Raw genomic sequence first — 23870 nt, 5'->3', positions numbered from 1 at the left:
ATCATCAAAAATAACCGCCTGAAAACGGCTTGCCCTCTTACAAATCAAAGGTTTCAATCACTTTAACGTGCAGGCGGACAGGCACATTGCCACGGGTGGCATTGGAATAAGGGCAAACTTCGTGGGCTTTTTGAATCCATTTTTTTGCCTCGTCCACGCTCACGCCCTCAACAGTAACCGTGATGTCAATATCCAAGCCAAACGCCTCGTCCTCTTTTTGCCCAATACCAACGGCAACCTTGGTGCTTGATTGTGTGGGTTTAAGCCCTAAGCTCGGAGCAACGTGGTTCATCGCACTGTCAAAACAGGCGGCATAGCCCATGGCAAAAAGCTGTTCGGGATTGGTGCCGACCTTGCCGCTTTGATTTTGAAAACTGACCAAGTCAAAGCCGATAGAGCCGTCATCAACCTGTGTATGTCCATCGCGTCCGCCTGTGGCCGTGGCTGAAGTGTGATAAAAAATTTTCATGCTATGTTCCTTATGTGGAGGTTAAAAAGTTTTGCTTCTAATGGCAGACATCATAGCTAAAAATTAAATTGCGTAAAATATAATTTTTTAAAACTTTTTCCTGCTAATTCGGGGCTGGCTGAAGATTTTGGGATTTTTGGCAAATGCTTTTAAATGGTGATTTTTGGGATACCCATTTTCACCCGAGTTATTAGAAAAAGGGTTTAAAGATAAAAGCCAAAAACAGACAAAACAACGATAAAAACTTGAAGATTTCCCACCGCACTTTTAATCCCCTTTTCCCAATAAAAAGACCACCTGAAAACTTACATTTCGCTTTCAGGCGGCCTGATTGAAAAATACGCTTTTAGATAGCAATTTTATCGGATAAAAATACCCGCCCGAGTCAGTAACACGCCTTTTCCCCAAACCATTTCACCCAAACCGCTTCTGCAAAATTTCAGCCAGCAAATGAAAAACCAGCTTAATGCGGTTGGATTCGGCTTTTTGCTTGGGGCGGTAGAGATAACAATCCCAGTTTTTTCTTGGCAATTGAGGCAAAAGCTCCACCAATTGACCCGTCTCAAGGTATGGACGGCACAAGGTTTTGGGCAAATTACTGATAACACTGTATGTCTGCCGAACGTCTCGCTTTGGCACTTGAGCAAGAAAAAACCATCTCACCAGAAGACCATGAAAAAGTCAAAGGGTTGGCAAGCATTGTGCGTCCGCTGCGTAGTTTTATTTTCAAAACGCCAGCGGCTTACGATATGCCTTTTGAAGAATGGGTGATTCCGTCTAATGACGGCACACCGCTTGAAGCGTGGTTTATCCCAGCCAAAGGCGGTATGAGCGACAAACTCGTGATTTTTAACCACGCCTTGCCGATGTGCCGTGCAGGTTTCCCTGGCCATTTTGGTCTGCCTTGGGCGGGCTTTGATGCGGTAGAGATTGATTTTGTTATCCAATACAAACACTTGACCGATGCTGGCTACAACGTTTTGACTTACGATATCCGCAACCACGGCAACAGTGCCGCAGCCAACGGCGGCGTATGCGGCATTGGCAACTGGGAGTGGCGGGACTGTGTCGGCGTGAAAGAATTTGTCGATGCCCACCCCGAACTTTCTAAAATGAAAGTGGCGTTATACAGCCAATGTATGGGCGGTAATTCACAGTACCGTGCGATTATGGAACGCCCTGAATTGTTTGAAAATGTCCGCTGTATGGTCAGCCCAATGGTGGTCTCAATGGCGGCGATTTACGATGCGTTTTCAGAGCTGCAAGGCGTGCATCAATATCAGCCGCTGATTGATTTGGAATTGCTGAAAATGGGCGGCTTCACCATGGCAGAAATGACCCCACATTTATGGGCACACGCTGTGAAAATGCCAACCATGATTGTGCAGGTCAAAGATGACGCTTGGACACGCAACCCAGAAGACGGTCAAAAAACCTTTGATTTATTGGGTGCTAAAGAAAAAGAATTGCTGTGGATTGAAAACACACCTTACCGCTTTAAAGACGACTACAACTACTTTGGGCGTTATCCTGAAAAAATCTTACCGTTTATCGATAAATACATGAAATAAACGCTAAACATCAAATAAAAAGACTGCCTGAACGTTTTAGGATTTTCAGGCAGCCTTTTTATCCGTTTTTTCTTTAATCATTCAATGCTTTTTCTGCTCAATTAAATGAAAGCTTAAACGCTTTATACCATCGGTTTTTTATAGTTATTTCAAATAAGCATGAGACAAGGCGACAGCGACCGCCGTGTACAAGTAGTACATAAGGGAGCTGGCAACGCTGTATCATGCTTATTTGGAATGACTATAAAAGGGCTTTATCGCTATCAATCTGTCTTTACTTTCCATGATGATTTTTAGTAAGCCATGGATTTATTGGCTTTTGTCTTTTTGTTCCCGTTCGGTGCTTGGGCTTACGCCAAAATATCGCCCGTATTCCCGACTGAATTGGGAAGGGCTTTCATAGCCGACTTGGTGGGCGATTTCGCTTAAGGAGAGCCCGTTTTGTTTGACCAGACGGCGGGCTTCGGTCAGACGCAGCGATTTTTGGTATTGCAGTGGGCTGATGGCGGTGATTTGGCGAAAGTATTTGTAAAAACTTGGGACGCTCATATTGACTTGTTCTGCCAGTTTTTCAATGTGCAGCGGTTCGGCAAAATGCTGTTTTAAATGGGTTATCGCCTGACTGATTCGCTGTGCCCATCCGCCCAGTGCAACCATTTGCCGCAGCATATCGCCCAGCGGGCTTTTTAGGAGGCGGTAATGCAGTTCCCGTTGAATCAGCGGGGCGAGAATCGCCGCATCATCGGGGCAGCAGGCCAAATGCGTTAGCCGAATCAGGGCATCAAGCATGGGTTCATCAATTTCACCGACCGCAATGCTTGGCTGTTCGTCTTGGTTTTGATTGTTTTGGGCAAGGTCAATCAAGAGCTGCAAGATGATGGTTGGGTTAAGTTTCATTTGAATGCCGACATAGGGGTAGCTTTCGCTTGCCCCCAAGACTTGTCCGACAAGCGGTAAATCGACGGAATAGCACATATATTGTCCATCGCCGTATTGCAGTTGATTTTGTCCCCAAAAGACACGTTTTTGCCCACGCAGGATAAAGCAGATGGAAGGCTCTTGAATATAGCTTATCCGTTCGATGGGGGTGTCGCAGCGGTACAGGGTCAGCCCGATGCCTTTGAGTTCGTGGACTTCATCTTTTTTTAAAAAACTTAATAATTGTTCAATTAAATTAAGTTGTTTTTGCATATAAGGCAGCCTGAAAAATTACGCTTTCGGCTCAAAACCAAAGCCCACGCCAAAACGATTCCATGCATTGATGGTTGCAATCGCAAGCGTCAATTCCGCCATTTCTTGCTCGTTGAATTGAGCGGCAACTTGCTCGTAAATCTCAATCGGTGCGTGCTTGACAGATACTTCAGTCAAGGTTTCTGTCCATAACAACGCCATGCGTTCACGCTCATCAAAAAACGGGGTTTCACGCCATACGCAGACGGCATTGATTTTGCGTATATCCATTGCCATTTTGACCATATCGGCAAAGTGCATATCAACGCAATAGGCACAACCGTTGATTTGTGAGGCACGCAGTTTAATCAATTCTTTGATGTTTTGGGGTAACGTCAAATGTTCATTGGCTTTTTCCAATGCCAGCATGGCTGCGGCAACCTCAGGGGCGGTTTTGAAGTAATTGTTACGCATAAAAATCTCTCTTTTTGTTAAGTCAAGTGGATTAGGTAAGTTTATCACGCTTTAGGGTGTTTTTTTTCATTTTTTATTTATTTTAAGAGAATTAGGCAAGAGTTAAAGAGGATTGGGTTATCGGTATCAGGCTTTTGATGATTAAAATAGCTCAAGATTTTTTATTAACCATTTTTTTATTAAAAGGTGATGGATATGACACAAAAATGGCTTATTACTGGGGCGTCAGGCGGTTTGGGTTTGGCGTTGGTTAAAACGGTTTTGTCGCAGGGGCAGGCTGTTGTGGCGGGGGTTCGCCGTCCTGAACGCTTGGCGGCGTTGGCGGCCGAGTTTCCCCATCTGCTAACGGTTGAGCAATTGGACGTTACCAAGCGGGCGGATATTGATGCTTTGGCCGAAAAACACGCCGATGCGGCGGTGATTGTCAATAATGCAGGCGGTGCGGTGCTGGGGGCGATGGAGGAGATGAGCGATGCGGACATCAAAGGACAGCTTGATTTAAATTTGCTGGCACCCATTCACATCAGCCGTGCCTTTTTGCCAGCGCTGCGTGCCAGAAAGTCGGGGACGCTGGTTTATATTACAAGCATTGGCGGCCGCACGGCTTTTGCAGGCGGTTCTATGTATCATGCGGCAAAATACGGACTGGAGGGCTTTGCCGAAACACTGGCTCAAGAGGTTGCGGAATTTGGCATTAAGGTCATCATTATTGAACCTGGTTCTATTAAGAGTGAATTTTTAAACAATCTGCATTGGACGGCACCGAGCGAAGCCTATCAAGGCACAAGTCTTGCACATATGCGTGATTATATTGAGAAGACGGGCGAGGACAACATCGCTGGCGATCCTGCCAAAATGGCGGCTGCGATTTATGGTTTGTGCCAAGAGAGCAATCCGCCGCTGCGTACTGCTTTGGGCGTTGATGCCTTTGATGTTTTGCAAAAGGCTTATCAAGCTCAGCTGACACATTTGCAGGCTCAAGAGGCCTTGGCGGTTTCGGTGGCGATTGAGGGAAAGACGGGCTTTAATCCGAATGCTTAATTTAAGCGGTATAAGGTTTATCCATACACGGCATTTAAGTCGAAGCCCAATAAGCATTATCCCATGTGAAAGAGCGCATCACCTCTTATAGCAAGGGCTTGGTGCAAAACCATAAAAAGGAACAGAGATGAAAATCTTTAATAAAATCTATATTAACGGCGAATTTGTTACCCCACACGGCACAGAAACCCTAGACCTTTTCCGTCCAACCACGGGCGAAAAAATGGCTGTCGTTACGCTTGCCGATGAAGTGGACGCCCAAAACGCCATTGCTGCGGCCAAAACCGCATTAAAAACCTTTAGCCAAACGAGCAAAGAAGAACGCATAGCGTATCTGTGGAAATTGCACGAAGTCTTCAAACGCCGTCAAAAAGACTTAGAAGAGATGATGATGGACGAATATGGCTGCCCACGCTATTTTACCGAATTGCTGGTAGGCGGTGCGGTAGCCGATTTTAAAAATATGGCAGAACTCTTGGTGGATTACGACCTAGAACCCACGGTCGGACACTCTAAAGTCCGCCTTGAGCCTGTTGGCGTGGTCGGGGTGATTATCCCTTGGAACTCAACTACTGGCTTTATTGCGACCAAGGTATCATCAGCGATTGCAGCAGGCTGTACTTGCGTGATTAAGGCAAGCGAATATTCAGCAGGGCAAAATGAGCTTATTGCCGAATGCTTCCACGAAGCAGGTTTGCCCAAAGGCGTGGTGAATTTTGTATTGGGCAAAGGTGCGGTAGTGGGCAACGAACTGACCCGCCACCCAGATGTCGCCAAAATCACGTTTACAGGCTCAACAGGTGTAGGCAAAACCATTGCCAAAAACGGTGCCGACACCATGAAACGCATCACTTTGGAATTGGGCGGCAAGGCACCCAACATTATTTTGGACGATGCCGATTTTGCCACCGCTATCCCGCAAGCATTGTTTGCCTGCTACATCAATAGCGGACAGGCGTGCGTGGCAGCAACCCGTTTGCTTGTGCCAAAAAACCGCTTGCCTGAAGTCAATGAACTTTTAAAACAAACCTTGGCAACCGCCGTTAAAGTGGGCAAACCGCAAGATGCCGATACCACCGTTGGCCCTATGGTCAATAAAGCCCATTGGAACACGGTGCAAAACTATATCCGCATTGGCCTAGAAGAAGACAAAGCCGAATTATTGGGCGGCGGTTTGGGTAAACCCGACCATTTACCTGCCGAATTTGCAAACGGCACCTTTGTAAAACCTACAATATTTACCCATGTGGATAACAAGATGCGTATCGCCCAAGAAGAAATTTTCGGGCCAGTATTGTGCGTGATTGGCTATGACGATGATGCCGATGCCATACGCATTGCCAATGACACCCCGTATGGCTTGGGTGCCTACATTACAGGCAAAGACCGCAGCCGCATCAATCATCTTGCCAACCAAATAAAATCAGGACGTGTATGTATCAATGGGGCTTTTCATGACGAACTTGCCCCGTTTGGCGGCTTTAAGCAATCGGGCTATGGACGGGAATTTGGCGTGTATGGCTTAGATGCGTATCTGGAAGTGAAGGCAATTATCGGGTAAAAGCATGCGGTGAGATGAGCAAAATCTTGCCAAATCCCACCGCACAGGAAAAAGAACAATATTTATGCAAGAAACAGGCTACATCATCAAGCACGATGAACAAACTTATGAAATCCACACCGACATCATCATTAACGCCGCCCCCGAGCAGGTGTGGGCGGTATTAACCGACTTTGCCGCCATGCCAAATTGGTCTTCTACCTTTAAAGGTATTGAAGGCCGCTTAAAACATGGCGGTCAGGTCTATTCGCTGTATCAAAACGGCGATGAATATGTTAAAGCACCGCATACGGTCTATGTTGTGGACGGCGTGAAATTTTGGTGGTCGGACGAATTTAACGTGATTGCAGGCATGCGGGACAATCATCACTATATCGTCAATGACGCAGGCAACGGGCAAACCCGCTTTATCCAAAAAGACACGCACACAGGACGGGGACAATTACAGCTTTCAGATGGCACGCAAATCCCGATGAACGCCCAAATCCTAACCGCTTCGCAGCTTGAACCCTTTATGCAGTTTAACCGTGAATTAAAGGCCGAATGCGAACGGCGTTTTGCCGATTTTTAGCAGATGTATTTTTAGCAGATGTTTAGCAGATTTTGCCGTTTTAGATGGACATCAGAAGTTAAGCCGTCTGAAGTTAAATTTGGGCGGTGTTTTATTTTCAGGCTGCCTGAAAAATAACACAGTAAAGTTTGATAAAGGCTTAACCCTTTGCCGATAGAAATGCTTAATGAGCAGCACCGCTTTTGTGGAACGATAATACCGAAAAAAGACAGCATTGCCGCCTTATTTTTCATGGCATAAAATCAGCGAAAAATATCGTCTTTTAAAATAAAAATGAGACAAGGTGGCAACGAATTATCGTCGCTTAAATTCAAACGAAGACAAGGAAAAGGCGACCGCAGTGTACAAAAAAGTACATAAGGGAGCCTTTAACGCAGTACTCGTTTGAATTTAAATGACTATAAAGCCATTACCCAAGATTTAACCCCTTTATTGCCCATAAAGGCTTTGACAATTTATGAGAAAATTAACCATGCTTATTTGGATTCTTGCCATTATTGTATTTCTTGCCCTCTGCGTTTTTGCTTATCTGCAGCTTCCTATTTTTGGAGCCAAACCGACAGGCGAACGCTTGCAGCGTATGCAGGCATCGCTCCATTATCAAAATGGCAAATTCCACAACCTCACCCCCACCCAAACCATCACAGGCGACAAAAGCATGGTGCGGGCAACGTGGGATTTTCTGTTTCATGGCAACAAAAACGTGCGACCAAGCACCCCCGTTCCTGCCATCAAAACCGATTTAACACAGCTGCCACACGATAAGAATGCGTATGTCTGGCTTGGGCATTCCACCTATTTCATGCAGCTTGACGGCAAACGCTTCTTGATAGACCCCGTATTGACCGCCATCACCCCCTTGCCCTTTGGCGGTAAGCCCTTTTTAGGCACAGACATTTATCAAGCCGATGATTTGCCAGCGGTTGATTACCTCATCATCACCCACGACCACTACGACCATTTGGAATACGATACCGTCAAACGGATTAAGGAACGTGTTGGCAAAGTCATTGCCCCTTTGGGCGTGGGTGCACATTTGGCACGCTGGGGCTATCGGCCAGAGCAAATCATCGAACTTGACTGGCAGCAAAAAATTAAGCTGGCACAAGGCTTTGAGCTCACCGCCTTGCCTGCCCGCCACGCATCAGGACGAGCCTTATCGTCCAACAACACCCTTTGGGCATCGTATCTTTTGCAAACACCGAGCGAAACCATCTATCTTGGCGGCGACAGCGGTTACGACCCCTATTTTCAAACCATCGGCAAAACCTACCCCAATATCAGCCTTGCCATCTTGGAAAACGGGCAATATAGCAAAGACTGGGCACAGATACACCTCTTGCCCGATGATTTAATCCACGCCATCAAAGACTTAAACCCCCACACGGTCATCACGGTGCACCACAGTAAATTTGAACTGGCAACCCATGATTGGAACGAACCTTTAAAACGCTTTAGCGAAAACGCCGAGCGTGAGCACATTCGCTATGCCGTCCCCAAAATTGGCGAGGTTTGGGATTTGACTCAAAAAAAAGAGGTAAAAGATAAGTGGTGGGAATAAAGCAAACCTTTGAGTTTTTGGGCGGACTGATTGAAAAAATATGCTTTTAAATAGTGATTGAATTCAATATCCATTTTCACCCAAGTCAGTAGAAAAATCATTTAAAAATAAAAGCTAAGATCATCAAATCACAGCGATAAAAACTTCAAGATTTTTAACCGCTCTTTTATCCTTTAACAATAAAAACGCTACCTGAAAATCCTATTTCTAAACTTTCAGGCAGCCTTTGCCCATTATCCCATGGTGGTTTTGTACCGCTTGACCGCCACCCAGCCCATCAGCAACGTAAAGACCGACAACGCTGCAAAATCGCCTGCCAATGCGGACATATCAGCATCTTTTAGCATAATGCCACGGACAATCCTCAGAATGTGGGTAACAGGCAGCACCTCGCCGATATACTGTGCCCACATCGGCATACCACGAAAAGGAAACATAAAGCCTGAGAGCATCATGGAGGGCAAAAAGAAAAAGAACGTCAGCTGCAATGCCTGAAGCTGCGACTGTGCCATGGTGCTGATGGCAAAGCCCAAAATCAAACTGGCCGACAAAAACAGTGCCAAGCCCGCCGACAAAAGCCACGCCGACCCCAAAAACGGCACGGCAAACAGCCATTTGCCTGCCACAATAATCACCAAACTTTTCACAATGCCCACGCCGATATAGGGCAGAATCTTGCCAAGCATCACCTCAAGCGGCCGCACGGGCATCGCCAACAGATTTTCAAGCGTACCACGTTCCCGCTCACGGCTCATGGTGATGGCAGTCATCATCACGCCCGTCATCTGCAAAATAATGCCAAGCAGCCCCGGTACAATGTTGTACTGCGTGATGCTTTTGGGATTGTACAGATGATGCACCACCGTCTGCACAGGCCGTTCAGGCAAAGCAAGCCTGTAATCCCTCTGATAAGGGTGCAAAGCCTGCTGCACAATCTCGGCAAAATAAGCACTGGCACCGCTTGCCGAAGGATCACTGGCATCGGCCTTGAGTAAAATCTGCGGTTTTTCACCACGGACAAGCTGCTTAGAAAAATCAGGCGGAATCACCAAAATAAAATTCACCTTGCCGCTTTGCAAAAGCCGCTCACCCTCCTCGGCACGGCTGTCGCCCTTATCCAAAAAATAGCCCGACTGCACCATGGCCGAACGGATTGAGCGGGTTATCTCGGTGCTGTCGCTGCTCTGAACCGCAAACGGCAAATGCTGAGGCCGCATATTGATGGCGTAGCCAAACAAAAAAAGCTCCAAAAGCGGAATGGCCAGCATCATCGCAAAGGTCGTGCGGTCGCGCCGCATCTGCAAAAATTCCTTCACCAGCACCGCCCAAACATGAGAAAAAAACGCCCTCATCGCAAATCCCCTCCGCTTTGCTTTTCTAAAGCGATAAACGCATCGTCAAGAGAAGGAATTTCTGCCTGCCAGTCAAGCGATTGCCCAAACTTTGCAAGTGCCGCATCAAGACTGCCGCCCTCATGGCCCACTGCGTGCAGACGGCCGCCTGAAAAATTCACATTTTCCACTTCAGGCAAAGCCAGCAAAGGCTCCACATACTGACGGACATCATCGCCCGTACGGCTGACACGGGCAACAAGCCCGCTCTTTTTAATCATATCGGCCGCCGTGCCTGATGCCAGCATTTTGCCGTAAGCCAAATAAACCATACGGTCGCACCGCTCCGCCTCGTCCATATAATGGGTAGAAACCAGCACCGTCATGCCCTCCTGCGACAGACGGTAAATCTCCTGCCAAAACGTCCGCCGTGCTTCAGGATCAACCCCAGCGGTCGGCTCATCAAGCAACAAAAGTTTCGGCGAATGCAGTGTAACCGCTGCCAAAGCCAGCCGCTGCTTCCAGCCGCCCGACAGACCGCCTGCCAGCTCATGCTGACGGCGTACCAGCCCAAGCGTTTCCAGCTTATCATCAACCGCCTTTCTGACATTGCCAAGCTGATACAAACGGGCAACAAACTCCAAATTCTCACGAATCGTCAAATCCGACCAAAAACTAAACTTCTGCGTCATATAACCCGTACGGCGTCTAATCTCTGCCGACTGCGTCAAAATATCAAACCCCAGACACTGCCCCCTGCCCGCATCAGGCACAAGAAGCCCGCAAAGCATACGGATACAGGTCGTCTTACCCGAACCATTGGGGCCAAGAAACCCCCACACACTGCCCACAGGCTGGGCAATACTCGCATGATCAACCGCCGTCTTACCGCCAAAGTGCTTATTTAGCCCCTGCACATCAATCGCAAGCTCAGTCATGTTCAGCCTCCACCGACACAGGCAAACCAAAAGGCACCACATCGGCCGCCGTCCCCAAAAGAGTCGCCTCAACACGAAAACGAAGCGAGCCACGGGAACGTTCATCATAAAGCATCGGCGGTGCATACTCAGGCGACACAGCCACCTTATCCACCGCAGCCGTCAGCTGCCCAACCCCATCGCCCGACACCCTCACCCGCCTGCCGACAGGAAACTGAGCCAGCACCGCCTCTGGCACATAAAACACCGCCTTACGCGCCCCCTTAGGCAGCACCTTAAACATCGGCGTACCCGCAGACACCCACTCCCCCAGCTTGACATAACGCTCATACAACACCCCATCAGCACGGCTTATGACCGCACGGTTATCCACGTGCCACTGAGCCAAAGCCCAATGCCGCTCCGAAGCCTGCCAAGCCGCCTTCAAACGCAGCTGCACCCCATTGCGGGCAGGCTGCCTTGCCGCCGCCAAATCCGCCTCCGCCGCCCGCAGCTGCTCCTGCAGCGTCTGAACCGTCAACACCGCCTGCTCCGCCTCCGCCCTAGCCGCTGCGTCCGCCTTAGCCAAAGCCGTATAACACTTCGCATCACGCCTAGCCTGCTGCAGCCTAAGCCGCAAAGCCGCCGCCTTCGCCTCAAAGCCCTTCAAACGGCTCTGCCGCTCCCCCGACAGACTGTCCTCAAACGCCGCCTTTGCCGCAAGCATCTGCTCACGAGCCTCATCTGCCGCCAAACGCTGCCCCTCATCATCAAAGCGAGCCAGCACCTCACCGACCGCTACCGCCTCCCCATTTGCCTTAGGCAAGGCCGTTACCCAGCCCGATTCAGGCGCCGCCACAACCTGCCAATCCCCCTCAACATAACCGCTGTACCCCGAAAAAGGCGTTTGCTCACAGCCAGCCAGCAGCCAAAGCACCGCCCAATAAAAGCCTCTTTCCATCACAAAACCTTAAAAAATTTTTATAAAAACAGACCCCTATTTTAATCTCATGGTCAAAAAATCCTACCCACAATCAAGCCATTATCTGCTATGATAACAAAACATATTTTTAAAAATGTATTGTTAAAAATACAAAGAATAAAGAAATCGTTATGACCCAAAAAACCGACCTGCGTGTCCTTCGCACCCACAAACTCATCAGAAACGCCCTGATTGAACTGCTGGAACACAAAACATTTGACAAAATCTCCGTGCAAGACATTGTCGATACCGCCATGATTAACCGAGCCACCTTTTACAAATACTATTCAGGCAAAAGTGACTTGGCAGGCAAAATGATTGCCGAAGTCAAAGCCGAATACCAAAAATTGATGGCGATTTTGTTTTACGACATCACCGCCCAAGAAAAATCGGCACAGCTCACCGAAGAGCGGATAACATTTTTTGCCAAAATGCGTCCCATTTTGCCCGCCCTCTTTAAAATCAAAACCAAACGCCACCACCTCTATGACGACATCTTTTTATCCGTCAAACACACCTTTATCGAACTTGCCAAACAAAAAAATCCCAAGCAAGACTGGGATTATCACGGCGAAATGTTTGCCCACCTACTTTTGCACAGCGTCAAACGCCAGCTTGCAAGCGGCAAACTCATGCCGCCCGCCCAAATGATTGGCGAATGGGAAGCCATGCTTTCGGTGATTAAAGACTTACACCCCATGGGGCAAAATAAACCCAAATAAACCGCATCAAGCCTTGATGATGCGTGCGTAAGCTGCTGTTTATCGCTTAAAAGAAAAAAAGGCTGCCTGAAAATTTTAAATATTCAGGCAGCCTGATTGAAAGAATAACAATTTATTTGATACGTAAATTTTCACCCGAGTGGGTAGAAAAAGGGTTTAAAAATTAAAGCGAAAAATCATCAAATCACGGCAAAAAATTGACCGTGTTTTTTCATTTTATTTTTCATCAAAAGGCAGCCTGAAAACTTAAAACCAACATGCTCAGGCAGCCTTTCAACCGTTTAAATTTAAAACAGCAACCGCAGCATCAAACCCGACTGCTTTTTAAACCCGCCTTGCCATTTTGCCAAAGCGTCCGCCACAAAATCCGCCATGCCGATGTGTTTGGGTCTGGCTTTTTCCCAACGCCCATGCGTGCCATTTGATACATATACCAGCCCATTTCAAGCACCGACCCCATTTTTTCATCAATTTTGGCAACCCCTGTGGCAACGGGTTTGAGTTCAACAGTTTGGTATGTTCCAGCTTGGATTTGATTGGGTAAATCAGGCACTAACGCAAATGGGCGTGCCACGCCGACAAAATCGAGTTCACCGCTTGTTAGTGCATCATTCATCGCATTTTGCGAACGAAATCCGCCTGTAATAATAAGCGGCACTTGGCTAACCGTGCGTGCTTTTTGGGCGTAATCCAAAAAATAGGCCTCGCGTTTTTGTGAACTTGCCTTGCTTGACAGCATCACAGGGCTTTCATAATTACCGCCCGAGACTTCAATAAAATCAATCCCAAGCTCACTTAATTTGGCAATCACCTGCACCGATTCGCTCTCATCAAAGCCGCCTTTTTGAAAATCGGCGGAATTGAGTTTCACACCCACCAAAAATTCAGGCTGCACCGCTGCCCGAATCGCCTCATAAATGGCGACCAAAAACCGCATGCGATTGTCCAAACTGCCGCCATATTCATCATCACGGCGGTTGTGGTGAGGCGATAAAAATTGGCTAATCAGGTAGCCGTGTGCCGCATGAATCTGTACGCCTGAAAAGCCTGCTTGTTCGGCAAGTTGGGCGGTTTTGGCAAATTGCTCAATCAAGGTATGAATTTCGGGTATCGTCAAAGCTCTGGGTGGATTAAAAAAGCTCTCCATGCCGCTAAGCGGCACGGCACTTGGGGCGACAGGTTCGGTGTTTAGGGCTTTGGGCGATTGCTTGCCTGCGTGGTTGATTTGCATGATGAGCAGGGTGTTGTCTTGCGTGCCTGCTGTTGCCCATTTCTTGAGCATCGGCAAATCGCCGTCATCAGATAGCACGACATCATCTGGCGAACCTTTGCCTTGCTGGCAAATCATCACATTGCCCGTAACCAGTATGCCCGCACCGCCTTTTGCCCAAGTGTCGTAGAGTTTGACCAATTTATCGCTGACATGGTTATGGACGGCAAGCTGCTCTTCCATCGCCGATTTAAAAAAGCGGTTTTTGGCGGTTTTGCCGTTTTTAAAAGTGAAAGATTCAAATAACATCACTTGGATTTCCTTGTAAGAGAGTTTATAGGTTTAAGAATGTAAACCTATAAGGTTAAAAATAAAACAGCCTAAACCTATCATGCCGTTTCAGGCTGCCTGAAAAGTGCTACACCACAATTTTGCTGATTTTCCACGCTTGTCCATTATGGATTAAGGATAGCGTTTGACCGATTTTCCACACTTTTCTTATGCCATAAATGCTGGCATCTGTTTCACCACGTACATACATCTTGGCATGTTGTCCATCGACCGTAATTTCACTCAATTGCTTATGATAGGAGTAATAATGAAAAGTGCCTTCTTGAATGAATTGCACATAATCCGCCAATGATTGCACAGTGCCTGTAACGTGCGTCAGCGTAAAATCGCTTTCGGTTAATCGATAAAGGGTGTCAATATCGACCTTAATAACCGCCTGCATATAGTCATCAAAAACTTGCTCAATCAGGCTTTGTTCTGTCATTGCCATATTATTCATTTGGGCTTTTTGAAGCGGATTTGCTTTGTGTTTCGCTTATCATAAAATGAGCCACACGTTTTTGAATCAGCCACTTATCATCTTGTTTAATAAAGTCATCAAGATAACGTACCGAATGGGTTTGAATTTCGGCAGCATTTGCCAATTTCACCATGCAATACAAGACGGCACTTGCATGAGTTTCACTATGAAAAGTTACCGTATGCTGACCGTTTGCGTGATACATGGTGTCAAACTGCTTGGTAAAATCGGTAAAAACCCGTTCAATCTCTTCGTGTCCCTGCATTTCATACACCAATTGCCCATTGATGTGCGTATTAACCACCGCATCAGGGGTAAAGAGTTGCACAACCTGTTCGTGAATCCGCCATTCGTCCGCTAAATTAGAGAAGGTATCAACGACATCACGCAGTGCTTGGCGGTCTAATAATTGCTGTAATAAAGGGTTCATGATTTTTCCTTATAAAAAGTCTTTTGGGAAGTCTAAAAACTTTGTCCTATCCGTAAGCTATCCGCTCCAGCCACAATGCTCTTGCAATGACTCAACCAGTGCTTTTAGCAAAAGGGCAGAATCCTCCAAAGTCGCAAAATAATAACGCTCCTTGCCCACTTGCGTAACCTGCACCAGCCCCGCCTGAAGCATAAGCTTTAAATGGTGCGACACCGCAGGACGGGATAAATGGATTTTTTCGGTAAGCTCATTGACATTTAATTTGCCGTGAATAATCAATAAATCCAAAATCTCGTGGCGGTTTTCGTCCGCCAAAATGGAAAAAGTGGGGATACATTGTTTTAAGATGGCTTTGGTTTGGGCTGACATAGGGCAGATGGGCAACTTTTTTCGTTTAAATTTAAGCGACTATAATATTCTGTTTATAGGTTTAAAAACTTGGACGCATTGTGCCTTAATCCATCGGTGCGGTCAAGCCTTTTTGGATAATCGGCACCATCATCACGATGAAAACTTGGGTAAAATCAGCACGGCTGCTATTTGGGCAATCATTCCCCCAATGCTCTCTTATGCTGATTTTAAGACTTGCTAAAGCATCGAGCGGTTTAAAAACGCTATTTTGATGTTTTCAAGCAGCCTGAAAAAAATACGCTTTTAAATAGCGGTATTATTCACTATGAATTTTCACCCGAGTTATTAGAAAAATCATTTAAAAATCAAAACGAAAACCCATCAAATCAGGATAAAAACCTTGAAGATTTTTGACCGCTCTTTTAATCCCCTTTTCCCAATAAAAAGGCTACCTGAAAACTTGAGTTTTGCTTTCAGGCAGCCTTTTGCTCTTTTTGAACTTAAAGACGGCTATAAAATCAAATCAAGCAGTTTTTTTAGTCTTTTTTCTTTGACCGTCAAAAAGTTTAAAAAATAATCAATCTGGCATACCTCATCTTTTAGCGGAATCAATAAACGGCCATCTCCGTCATCACGGTAAGTCTGAGCCAATTGGCTGGAAAAAGACAGAAAATCGCTCTCAATCAGCCGCTGCTGAAAAGTCATAAAATCATCTTCATAATCAATGAATAAACTTGGCAGATGCTTGGCAAGATACTGGCTGATTTTTCCCCAAAAATGCCCCTGTACATTTAACTGCAAGACTTTATAAGGAAGGATATCTTCTAAAGATAGGCTGGTATGTTTGGCAAGCGGATGATTTTTGGGGACGGACAATAATGCCCGATCGGTCAGCAAAAAATGGCTGGCTATGGCGTTGCCATCGCATTCATCGTCAAACTTCTGACTGCTGATAACCACATCATACTGACCTGAACACAGCTCTGCCTGACCTTTTTTAAGAAATTCAAATCGGCTGGTTTTTACAGAATACTGCTCTGGCAATAAAGAAAATTTTGGTAACAAAAACCACATAATGCCAGCATCGCAAAAGCCAAATTTGATATGGCAAAAATCGTCTGCCTGTTCTAAAAAATACGCCTTCATCTCCTCGGCTTTTGCCACAACCGCCTGTGCATACACCAAGGCATTCCTGCCCATTTCATTAAGCTTGATGGCATTCTTTTTACGCTCAAACAGCATAACACCAAGTTCTGCTTCAAGCCGCTTTACCATGGCACTAAGTGCTGGCTGTGAAATATGCAGAACAGCTGCCGCCTCGCTTAAGCTCTCATATTCTGCCACTTTGATAAATTGTTTTAACTGCGTCAGCTCCATATCTTCACCTTATTCTCATCACTTTAGTATAACTTAAACAAATACTAGCATAATTAAATACCAATGTACCGCCAAAGAAGAAAAAACGATAATAACGCCAATACGTAAACGGTTAAGGAAACCCAGTAATGAAAAAAATCATGAAAAAATTCGCCATGCTCAGTCTTGTGATGACTTCTGCGGCTATGGCACAAACGGTACAGATTGAAAATGGGAAATTACGCGGCGGATTGGCAGATGGCGTACAGTTTTATAAAGGTATCCCTTATGCCGAGCCGCCTGTCGGTTCTCTGCGTTGGCAGCCGCCGCAAAAGGCCAAAAACTGGCAGGGCATCAAAGATGCCACAAAATATGGTGCACAATGCCCGCAAAATACCGATTTGGGCTCTTTCGGCAAAGCTGGCGGTAGCGAAGATTGTTTGTTTATCAATGTTTTTGCTCCAAAAGATGCGAAAGCTTATGATCATTTGCCCGTGTTGTTTTGGATTCATGGCGGTGCGTGGTTGGTCGGTGCCAGCGATGACTACAATCCGTCCGAGCTTGCCAAAAAAGCCCATGCCGTGGTTGTTACCCTAAACTACCGCTTGGGCGTCTTGGGATTTTTCAGCCATTCATCTTTAGACAGCGAGGGACACGCTTTTGGCAATTACGGCTATATGGATCAAAGCCTTGCCTTAGATTGGGTGCAAAAAAATATTGCCCAGTTCGGCGGCAATCCAAAAAATATCACCATTTTTGGTGAATCATCAGGCGGCAATGCCGTATTGGCACAGGTTGTTTCGCCTTGGAGCAAAAATAAATTTCAGCACGCCATTTCTATGAGCGGCGGTATCAGTATGCTGCGTGAACCCGTCTTTTTCGCCCCCTTTTCCCTGCAAAGAGCCAGAGCGATGAATCAAAAATTCGTTGATGCAGTCGGCTGTCAAAAAGACACCGCAAATTGCCTGCGTCAATTGCCATTACATAAAATTCTTAGCGAGCAAAATATGAGCAATGCGTTGCAGCAAGGCATGATTGACGGCAGTTTTCTTCAGGAGCACCCAGCCGATGCCATCAAAAATGGACGCTTTAACCGTGTAACACTGGTCAATGGCATCACACGCAACGAAGGAAGATTTTTTGCAGGTCTCATGGAAAACCTAACAGGCAACCCCATGACAAAAGCCGACTATCAAGCCGCACTTGAACAAACCCTAGGCAAAGCACTCACCCCAAAAGTCATGCAACAATTTCCGCCAGAAAAGTATGACAGCATTGCCGAAGCCTATGCCGATGTATTCACCTCTGCCTTTTTTGCCTGCGTTGCCAATCAGGCGAACCATTGGGCTTCACGCTACACCCCCACTTATGGTTATGTTTTTGCCGACCACACAGCCCCCAGCTATCTGATGCCTGCTACCTTTCCCATCGGTGCTGGCCATACCTATGAACTGCCCTATCTCTTTCGTGGCTTTCACGGCGGCAGCGGCCTAAAAACCACGCTCAATCCGCTGCAAGACAAACTCTCAGAAGAGATGATGCAATTATGGGCAGCCTTAACCAACCCAGAAAACAGCAAATGGCAGAAATTTGATGCCCAAAAAGAAAACTATCTGCTGCTAAAACTGCCTGCTGCCGAAATGCGTGAGCAAGCCTTATCGCAGCATCATTGCGATTTTTGGGACAAAACAGGCATTTATTGATGCAGCTAGCTTTTTGAGCATCGTGCTTTAGCAAATCAAAAGCTGCCTGAAAACAAAAAACGTAAGTTTTCAGGCAGCCTGATTCTTTGACTTTTGCCATAAAAACAAATCCATTACCGCAAAATTTCAATAAACCCTATCCAAAATCAGGGCTAATCAGTAAAGCACTAGCATGCTAAAATCATCCATAAATTCATAAAAACACAAGGATAAAAAATGAACCCTTTAAACGAACAAAAAGCAGGGCTAATCTACGCCATCATCACCATGCTGATTTGGGGATTAACCCCGCTTGTCTTTAAACTGCTGCAAGGCGTTGGGGCGACAGAAATCATCGTGTTTCGCATTCTCTTTTCTTTATTGCTGCTGCTTGTTTTTATCAGCCTAAACAGGCAGTGGCAGAGCGTCAAAACCGTTATCGGTAGCAGACGCAGCTTGCTGCTGCTTTTGATGAGCGGCAGCACCATTGCCCTTGCTTGGGGCATTTATATTTATGCCATCGTAACGGACAGAATGGCCGATGCCGCCCTTGGCAACTTCATCGCCCCCATTGTGCAGATGGTGCTGGGCTTTTGGCTGTTTGGCGAACGCTTAAGCCCTGTGGGCAAAACCGCCTTTGTGCTGGTTATTCTCGCCGTTGCCCTAGAAATCTTTTTGGCAGGCAACTTGCCGTGGATTGCCGTTTGTTTGGCGGTTTTTACCGCACTTTACGCCACTTTGCGTAAAAAAGCCGCTGTCGGGGCGATGGCAGGATTACTGGTGGAAACCACGCTGATGCTGCCCTTTGCCTTGGGCTATCTTGCCTATTATCCGACCCATTTTGCTTTTGATTTAACGGGCTTTTTGCTCTTTTTATGCGGTGTGCTGACCTTGGTGCCGCTCATCACCTTTAACCTTGCCGCCTTACGCCTGCCGCTCAACACCCTTGCCATGCTGCAATACCTCACGCCCTCGCTTGTGCTGATGCTTGCCGTCTTTGTCTATCACGAACCTGTCGGCGGTGCCAAACTTGCCGCTTTTGCCCTAATATGGCTTGCGATTTTCTTGGTAAGTGCGGAGAGGGTGAGGAAGAATCGGAGAAAAATGGTTAAAAGATAAAACTTTTTGACCTGAGTGTTGGAGTTGTTTTTTTCTTAACCACTCAGGTTAAAAATAAAAAATGACCTTATTTTACACCGCACTTATGATCTCACGTGTTCCTAAAATTCCACAATATTTGGCAAGATGATTAAATATGAGAATGAGCAGAGAACGTCTGCTCATTAGAAGTCAATGTTGAAAGCCGATAATACGATGCAAATCTATAATTTACTGATGTCTATAGTCATTCGCTTGTTGTAATAATTGACGACTTTCTTTAAGAAATTGTTCTGAATAATCGCCAAACCAATCACGCACTTTTTCAAATGCGTTGATAAAACCTTGTTTATCGCCGTTTTCAAAAAAAGTGAGACTTTCTTCATAACTTTGTTTTAGGCTTTCGATCACTTCAAGGTTTTCGGGTTTATCCATAATAATATCGGCATATAATGCCCCATCTTGAGCGAATAGACGCCCAATCATGGCTAATTCTAAGCGGTAAATGGGGGAAGATAATGCTAATAATTTAGCTAATTCCACGGGTTGTTTGGATAAATGTAGCCCATTGGCGAAGGTAGCAAAATGGCGTAAAGCTTGAATATAAGTCATACTTTGATCGTGTTCTGCCGCATCCACTTGATAAATCTTCGCGCCCCAAATACTGATTTGATCTAACAGCCATTGATAGCGCTCAGGATAACGCCCATCACAACGCACAACAACTTGTTTTGCCATACTTGCAATATCTGGCCCGAACATTGGGTGCAAGCCCACTACTGCCCCCTTATGCACTTCTAGCATTTTAGCAAGTGGGGCTTTTTTCACCGAAGTGAGATCGGTGAGTAGCATATTTTCGGTTAAATAAGGGGCAAGGCGTTCGATAGTTTCTACTGTGTTTACGATGGGTACAGAGACAATGACTACATCTGCGCCCGATAGAATCTCGTCTGCTTGGTCCCAATCATTTCGCCCTAAATTTTCAACTTGATAGCCAGAAAGCTGTAGATAACGCCCGAATAATCCGCCTAGCTTTCCATTTCCGCCAACAATAACAATTTTTTTAATGTTTGGATTAATGGTTTTAAAACCAAATTGATTTTCTCTGGTGTAAGATTCTCGCATTAAACGACGTAGTACATCTTCGATTAAATCAGGCGGTACACCAAGTTTTTCTGCTTCTTGTCGTCTTGCTTGCAACATTTCTGCTTCACGATTTGGTACATAAATAGGTAAACCTTGTTGATGTTTTATTTCTCCCACTTTTTTTACCAATGCCAACCGTTTTGCGAATAATTGCAATAATTCTTGATCTAGTGTATCAATTTCTGTACGCAGTGCTTTTAGGGCGTCCACATTGTTGTCCTTATTTCTTTACAGTTTAGTTATTTCTCGCTCAAGGCTTGTGCCATTTGGCGTAATAATTTTTCACTCGTTTCCCAATCAATACAAGCATCGGTAATGGATACACCGTATTGCATTTCACTTATCGGCTGTTCCGCACTTTGATTACCTGCGTTGATATGGCTTTCTAGCATCACGCCTATAATTGATTGGTTGCCATTGACAATTTGCTGCGTAACGTCTTGCGCCACAATTGGCTGACGACGATAATCTTTATTGGAATTACCGTGACTACAATCCACCATAATTGCCGGTGCTAAGCCAGCTTTTTGCAATTCTTGTTCGGCTTGTTGAATAAATTCGGCTTGATAATTTGGCACTTTACCACCACGCAGAATAATATGTCCGTTTGGATTGCCTGCCGTGTTGAGTAAATTTACCTGCCCTTGTTGGTTGATTCCAATAAAACTATGTCCCATTGCCGAAGCCTTCATTGCATTAATAGCTGTTGCAATGCTACCATCTGTGCCATTTTTGAAACCTACCGCCATTGACAAGCCTGATGCCAATTCACGGTGTGTTTGTGATTCCGTGGTTCTCGCCCCAATAGCTGACCAGCTAAATAAATCCGCCATATATTGTGGTGTGATAGGATCAAGGGCTTCAGTAGCAAGCGGTAAGCCCATTTCTGCCAGTTCTAACAATAATTGGCGTGCAATATGCAATCCGTGTTCCACATCAAAACTACCGTCAATTTTCGGATCATTGATTAATCCTTTCCAGCCGACTGTCGTACGTGGTTTTTCAAAATACACACGCATCACAATGTAAAGCTGATCTTTTAATTCATCTGACAAGGCTTTCAATCGTTTTGCGTAATCCAAGGCAGAAATGGGATCGTGAATGGAACAGGGCCCGATCACCACTAATAAACGATTATCTTTTTTATGAATAATATTCGCAATATCCGCCCGCGATTGCTCAATTTGATGAGATAAATGTTGCGGTAATGGCAATTTTTCTTTCAGTTCGTGTGGTGTAATTAGCACTTTTTCATTAACAATATTCACATTATGAATGCTATCTTTGTGATTTACGTGGTTCATTTTTCTTTCCTACTCACCCTCAAAGTGTAAATTTTTATATACAACATATGTAACACATAAATTACACTTAAACTAAGAGAAATTCAACTTGTTTTACACGGAATTTACAAAATGGTGCGAAATTTTTGCCAAATGGGTGGTACATTTTCTGGCAATTCAAGAGATCGTCCTAATTCAATCCAGCCACAAGGAAAATGGAAATCTGACCCAACAGACCCAAGTAAACCTTGTTCAAGCGCCCAACGTGCCAGCAATAATCGTTGATCTTTCGTTTGCCCACAACCCGAAACCTCAATTGCATCACCGCCGCTTTGGGCAAAATCTGTAATCAGTTTTTTGAGCCATTTGGTGGTTAAAGTATAACGCAGAGGATGCGTCAACACCGCCATTCCGCCCGCTTGGTGAATAATTTCAATCGCACTAGGAATATCCACCCATTCCGCTTTGACATAAGCAGATTTGCCTTGCCCAAGATAACGTTTGAAAGCCTGATTAATATGAGAAACCTTGCCAATTTCCACTAAATAGCGCGCATAATGCGCTCGGGTTACCTCGCCTTGAGTGAAGCGCTTTGCCCCTTCAAAAGCATTTTCTATTCCTAATTTTGCTAATTTCTCGCCAATTTCTATTGCTCTTGCTAAGCGTTTTTCTGCTTGCTGTTGCAAAAGTGCGGTCATTTTTTCGTGATTTTTATCAAAATCCAATCCCACAATATGAATAGCGCGATTTTCCCATTGCGTCGAAATTTCCACCCCATTAATCAGCGTAATACCTAATAAATCAGCCTGTTCTTGTGCCTCCGTTAAACCAGCAACGCTATCGTGATCAGTTAATGCCAACACGGAAACCTGATTGTCATAAGCACGTTGTACAACCTCTTTGGGGCTTAGTACCCCATCGGATGCCGTGCTATGACAATGTAAATCGTAAATCTTTTGCATTGTTGTTCCTAAATAAAAAAGTGCGGTACTTTTTTTGTAATTTTTCCGCTTTAAGTTAAAAAAATAAAGACGGACATTCGCCCGCCCTTATCTCTGTTTCATTTATTGCTATTTCAAGGCTGCTTCTCAAGCCTTTTCTGGTTATATATCCATTAAAAATGGGTTACTAGTTCTTTGATTAATCTAGGGCCTTGATAAATCAAGCCTGAATACACCTGCAATAATTGCGCACCTGCCGCCATTTTTTCTTGTGCGCTAGCAACACTGTTTATGCCACCACTGCCGATAATCGGAATATCATCTTTTAATTCTTGATATAAACGAGCGATGATTTGGGTGCTTTTTTGCTGTAATGGCTTTCCACTTAACCCACCGATTTCATTGGCATTTTTTGAACCTTGCACGCTGTCGCGAACAATGGTGGTGTTCGTTGCAATAACCCCATCAATCTTGTGACGTCGTAACGCATCTGCAATTTGTACCAATTCAGGTTCAGTTAAATCTGGTGCAATTTTTACCGCAATTGGTACATATTTATTATATTGGTTCGCCAAAATATGCTGACGGGCTTTAATACTTTGCAATAAATCGTCTAACGCTTCACCATATTGTAACTGGCGTAAATCTGGCGTGTTGGGCGAGGAAATATTCACCGTAATATAATCAGCATAATTATAGGCTTTATTCAAACAATAAAGATAATCTTCTTTACCGCGTTCAATGGGGGTGCGTTTATTTTTGCCAATATTAATCCCGATCACGCCATCAAAGTGCGCTTTCTTGACATTTTCAATCACCGCATCAATGCCCTGATTATTAAAGCCATTACGATTAATAATGCCCTCTTTCTCAATTAAGCGAAATTGACGAGGTTTAGGATTGCCCTCTTGCCCTAAAGGGGTAACAGTGCCGACTTCAATAAAACCAAATCCCATTGCACCAAAGCCATCAATGGCTTCAGCATTTTTATCTGCGCCAGCGGCTAGCCCAATAGGATTTTTAAATTTAATCCCCATAACCGTTTTTTCATTACCTTGTGGGCAAGCGAACAACGCTTTAACCAGCGGATATAAGGCAGGTTTACCAGCAAGTTTTAATAGCTGGATCGTTAAATTGTGGGCATTTTCAGCATCAAGGCTGAAAAGTGCTTTTCGGATTAAAGGATACATAT

24 protein-coding genes are annotated in these 23870 nt (G+C 45.4%); 8 read left to right on the top strand and 16 right to left on the bottom strand.

Going from position 1 to position 23870, the window contains the following annotated elements:
* Nucleotides 1-37 precede the first annotated feature (37 nt).
* On the bottom strand, nucleotides 38-469 hold the full coding sequence (locus L4F91_RS04790) for an organic hydroperoxide resistance protein (RefSeq protein WP_395897635.1): 432 nt from the start codon (nucleotides 467-469) through the stop codon (nucleotides 38-40).
* Nucleotides 470-1080: 611 nt separating this feature from the next.
* On the opposite strand from L4F91_RS04790, the gene L4F91_RS04785 reads away from it, so the two are divergent.
* The gene (locus L4F91_RS04785) at nucleotides 1081-2040 is read left to right on the top strand and encodes an alpha/beta hydrolase family protein (RefSeq protein ID WP_395897633.1); all 960 of its coding nucleotides are present in this window, start codon (nucleotides 1081-1083) and stop codon (nucleotides 2038-2040) included.
* A 309-nt stretch (nucleotides 2041-2349) separates the two neighbouring features.
* Here the strand turns inward: L4F91_RS04785 and L4F91_RS04780 are convergent, their stop codons facing one another.
* Together L4F91_RS04780 and L4F91_RS04775 are read right to left on the bottom strand one after the other, a co-directional pair.
* Nucleotides 2350-3231: an AraC family transcriptional regulator N-terminal domain-containing protein gene (locus L4F91_RS04780; protein ID WP_395897631.1), complete on the bottom strand. Its 882-nt coding sequence runs from the start codon at nucleotides 3229-3231 to the stop codon at nucleotides 2350-2352.
* A gap of 18 nt (nucleotides 3232-3249) precedes the next feature.
* Nucleotides 3250-3684, bottom strand: a complete 435-nt coding sequence (locus L4F91_RS04775) for a carboxymuconolactone decarboxylase family protein (RefSeq protein WP_395897629.1) — start codon at nucleotides 3682-3684, stop codon at nucleotides 3250-3252.
* Between the two features lie 195 nt (nucleotides 3685-3879).
* On the opposite strand from L4F91_RS04775, the gene L4F91_RS04770 reads away from it, so the two are divergent.
* The 3 genes from L4F91_RS04770 to L4F91_RS04760 all read left to right on the top strand — a co-directional run bounded on the left by L4F91_RS04770 (nucleotide 3880) and on the right by L4F91_RS04760 (nucleotide 6857).
* Nucleotides 3880-4725 (top strand): SDR family NAD(P)-dependent oxidoreductase, encoded by an 846-nt coding sequence (locus L4F91_RS04770; protein ID WP_395897627.1) that lies wholly within the window; start codon nucleotides 3880-3882, stop codon nucleotides 4723-4725.
* A 127-nt stretch (nucleotides 4726-4852) separates the two neighbouring features.
* Nucleotides 4853-6286, top strand: coding sequence for an aldehyde dehydrogenase family protein (locus L4F91_RS04765; RefSeq protein ID WP_395897625.1), 1434 nt, complete (start codon nucleotides 4853-4855; stop codon nucleotides 6284-6286).
* A 64-nt stretch (nucleotides 6287-6350) separates the two neighbouring features.
* Entirely contained in the window at nucleotides 6351-6857 is a 507-nt protein-coding gene (locus tag L4F91_RS04760) for an SRPBCC family protein (protein WP_395897623.1), read from the top strand.
* Between the two features lie 11 nt (nucleotides 6858-6868).
* Here the strand turns inward: L4F91_RS04760 and L4F91_RS04755 are convergent, their stop codons facing one another.
* A complete protein-coding gene (locus L4F91_RS04755) occupies nucleotides 6869-7072 on the bottom strand; it encodes a hypothetical protein (RefSeq protein WP_395897621.1) in 204 nt (67 codons plus the stop codon).
* Nucleotides 7073-7314: 242 nt separating this feature from the next.
* Between L4F91_RS04755 and L4F91_RS04750 the strand changes: the two genes are divergently transcribed.
* On the top strand, nucleotides 7315-8418 hold the full coding sequence (locus L4F91_RS04750) for an MBL fold metallo-hydrolase (RefSeq protein WP_395897619.1): 1104 nt from the start codon (nucleotides 7315-7317) through the stop codon (nucleotides 8416-8418).
* Between the two features lie 233 nt (nucleotides 8419-8651).
* Here the strand turns inward: L4F91_RS04750 and L4F91_RS04745 are convergent, their stop codons facing one another.
* Genes L4F91_RS04745 through L4F91_RS04735 form a run of 3 tightly spaced genes read right to left on the bottom strand, consistent with a single transcriptional unit; the run spans nucleotide 8652 to nucleotide 11627 of the window.
* Entirely contained in the window at nucleotides 8652-9770 is a 1119-nt protein-coding gene (locus tag L4F91_RS04745) for an ABC transporter permease (protein ID WP_395897617.1), read from the bottom strand.
* Nucleotides 9767-10687 (bottom strand): ABC transporter ATP-binding protein, encoded by a 921-nt coding sequence (locus L4F91_RS04740; protein WP_395897615.1) that lies wholly within the window; start codon nucleotides 10685-10687, stop codon nucleotides 9767-9769. Before L4F91_RS04740 ends, L4F91_RS04745 begins: the two co-directional genes overlap by 4 nt.
* The gene (locus tag L4F91_RS04735; protein ID WP_395897613.1) at nucleotides 10680-11627 is read right to left on the bottom strand and encodes an HlyD family secretion protein; all 948 of its coding nucleotides are present in this window, start codon (nucleotides 11625-11627) and stop codon (nucleotides 10680-10682) included. The genes L4F91_RS04740 and L4F91_RS04735 overlap by 8 nt, the downstream gene beginning before the upstream one ends.
* A 152-nt stretch (nucleotides 11628-11779) precedes the next feature.
* Between L4F91_RS04735 and L4F91_RS04730 the strand changes: the two genes are divergently transcribed.
* A complete protein-coding gene (locus L4F91_RS04730) occupies nucleotides 11780-12370 on the top strand; it encodes a TetR/AcrR family transcriptional regulator (protein ID WP_395897611.1) in 591 nt (196 codons plus the stop codon).
* Between the two features lie 307 nt (nucleotides 12371-12677).
* Here L4F91_RS04730 and L4F91_RS04725 read toward each other — a convergent pair whose 3' ends face one another.
* The 5 genes from L4F91_RS04725 to L4F91_RS04705 form a co-directional block, all read right to left on the bottom strand.
* Nucleotides 12678-13889: an NADH:flavin oxidoreductase/NADH oxidase family protein gene (locus tag L4F91_RS04725; protein WP_395897816.1), complete on the bottom strand. Its 1212-nt coding sequence runs from the start codon at nucleotides 13887-13889 to the stop codon at nucleotides 12678-12680.
* Nucleotides 13890-13998: 109 nt separating this feature from the next.
* Complete coding sequence (locus L4F91_RS04720; RefSeq protein ID WP_395897609.1) at nucleotides 13999-14370, bottom strand: nuclear transport factor 2 family protein; 372 nt, start codon at nucleotides 14368-14370, stop codon at nucleotides 13999-14001.
* The gene (locus L4F91_RS04715; protein ID WP_250364498.1) at nucleotides 14363-14821 is read right to left on the bottom strand and encodes a nuclear transport factor 2 family protein; all 459 of its coding nucleotides are present in this window, start codon (nucleotides 14819-14821) and stop codon (nucleotides 14363-14365) included. Before L4F91_RS04715 ends, L4F91_RS04720 begins: the two co-directional genes overlap by 8 nt.
* 57 nt (nucleotides 14822-14878) lie before the next feature.
* Nucleotides 14879-15190, bottom strand: coding sequence for an ArsR/SmtB family transcription factor (locus L4F91_RS04710; RefSeq protein WP_395897607.1), 312 nt, complete (start codon nucleotides 15188-15190; stop codon nucleotides 14879-14881).
* Between the two features lie 492 nt (nucleotides 15191-15682).
* On the bottom strand, nucleotides 15683-16549 hold the full coding sequence (locus L4F91_RS04705; RefSeq protein ID WP_395897605.1) for a LysR family transcriptional regulator: 867 nt from the start codon (nucleotides 16547-16549) through the stop codon (nucleotides 15683-15685).
* Between the two features lie 128 nt (nucleotides 16550-16677).
* Between L4F91_RS04705 and L4F91_RS04700 the strand changes: the two genes are divergently transcribed.
* Together L4F91_RS04700 and rarD are read left to right on the top strand one after the other, a co-directional pair.
* A complete protein-coding gene (locus tag L4F91_RS04700; protein ID WP_395897603.1) occupies nucleotides 16678-18231 on the top strand; it encodes a carboxylesterase/lipase family protein in 1554 nt (517 codons plus the stop codon).
* 216 nt (nucleotides 18232-18447) lie between these two features.
* Nucleotides 18448-19329 carry an EamA family transporter RarD gene (gene rarD / locus L4F91_RS04695; protein WP_395897601.1) on the top strand — a complete coding sequence of 294 codons (882 nt, stop codon included), beginning with the start codon at nucleotides 18448-18450 and terminating at the stop codon, nucleotides 19327-19329.
* A gap of 210 nt (nucleotides 19330-19539) precedes the next feature.
* Here the strand turns inward: rarD and tyrA are convergent, their stop codons facing one another.
* From tyrA to pyrD, 4 genes are all read right to left on the bottom strand, one after another.
* A complete protein-coding gene (gene tyrA, locus L4F91_RS04690; protein ID WP_395897599.1) occupies nucleotides 19540-20664 on the bottom strand; it encodes a bifunctional chorismate mutase/prephenate dehydrogenase in 1125 nt (374 codons plus the stop codon).
* A gap of 29 nt (nucleotides 20665-20693) precedes the next feature.
* Nucleotides 20694-21758: a 3-deoxy-7-phosphoheptulonate synthase gene (locus L4F91_RS04685; protein WP_395897597.1), complete on the bottom strand. Its 1065-nt coding sequence runs from the start codon at nucleotides 21756-21758 to the stop codon at nucleotides 20694-20696.
* Between the two features lie 104 nt (nucleotides 21759-21862).
* Nucleotides 21863-22699 (bottom strand): PHP domain-containing protein, encoded by an 837-nt coding sequence (locus tag L4F91_RS04680; RefSeq protein WP_395897595.1) that lies wholly within the window; start codon nucleotides 22697-22699, stop codon nucleotides 21863-21865.
* A gap of 152 nt (nucleotides 22700-22851) precedes the next feature.
* Nucleotides 22852-23868: a quinone-dependent dihydroorotate dehydrogenase gene (pyrD, locus tag L4F91_RS04675; protein ID WP_395897593.1), complete on the bottom strand. Its 1017-nt coding sequence runs from the start codon at nucleotides 23866-23868 to the stop codon at nucleotides 22852-22854.
* Between the last annotated feature and the right edge of the window lie 2 nt (nucleotides 23869-23870).

This window comes from Avibacterium sp. 20-126, assembly GCF_044358625.1.
Taxonomy (GTDB): Bacteria; Pseudomonadota; Gammaproteobacteria; order Enterobacterales; family Pasteurellaceae; genus Avibacterium.
The sequence above is the reverse complement of the archived record's forward strand: the minus strand, read 5'-3'. Positions and strand labels throughout refer to the sequence as shown.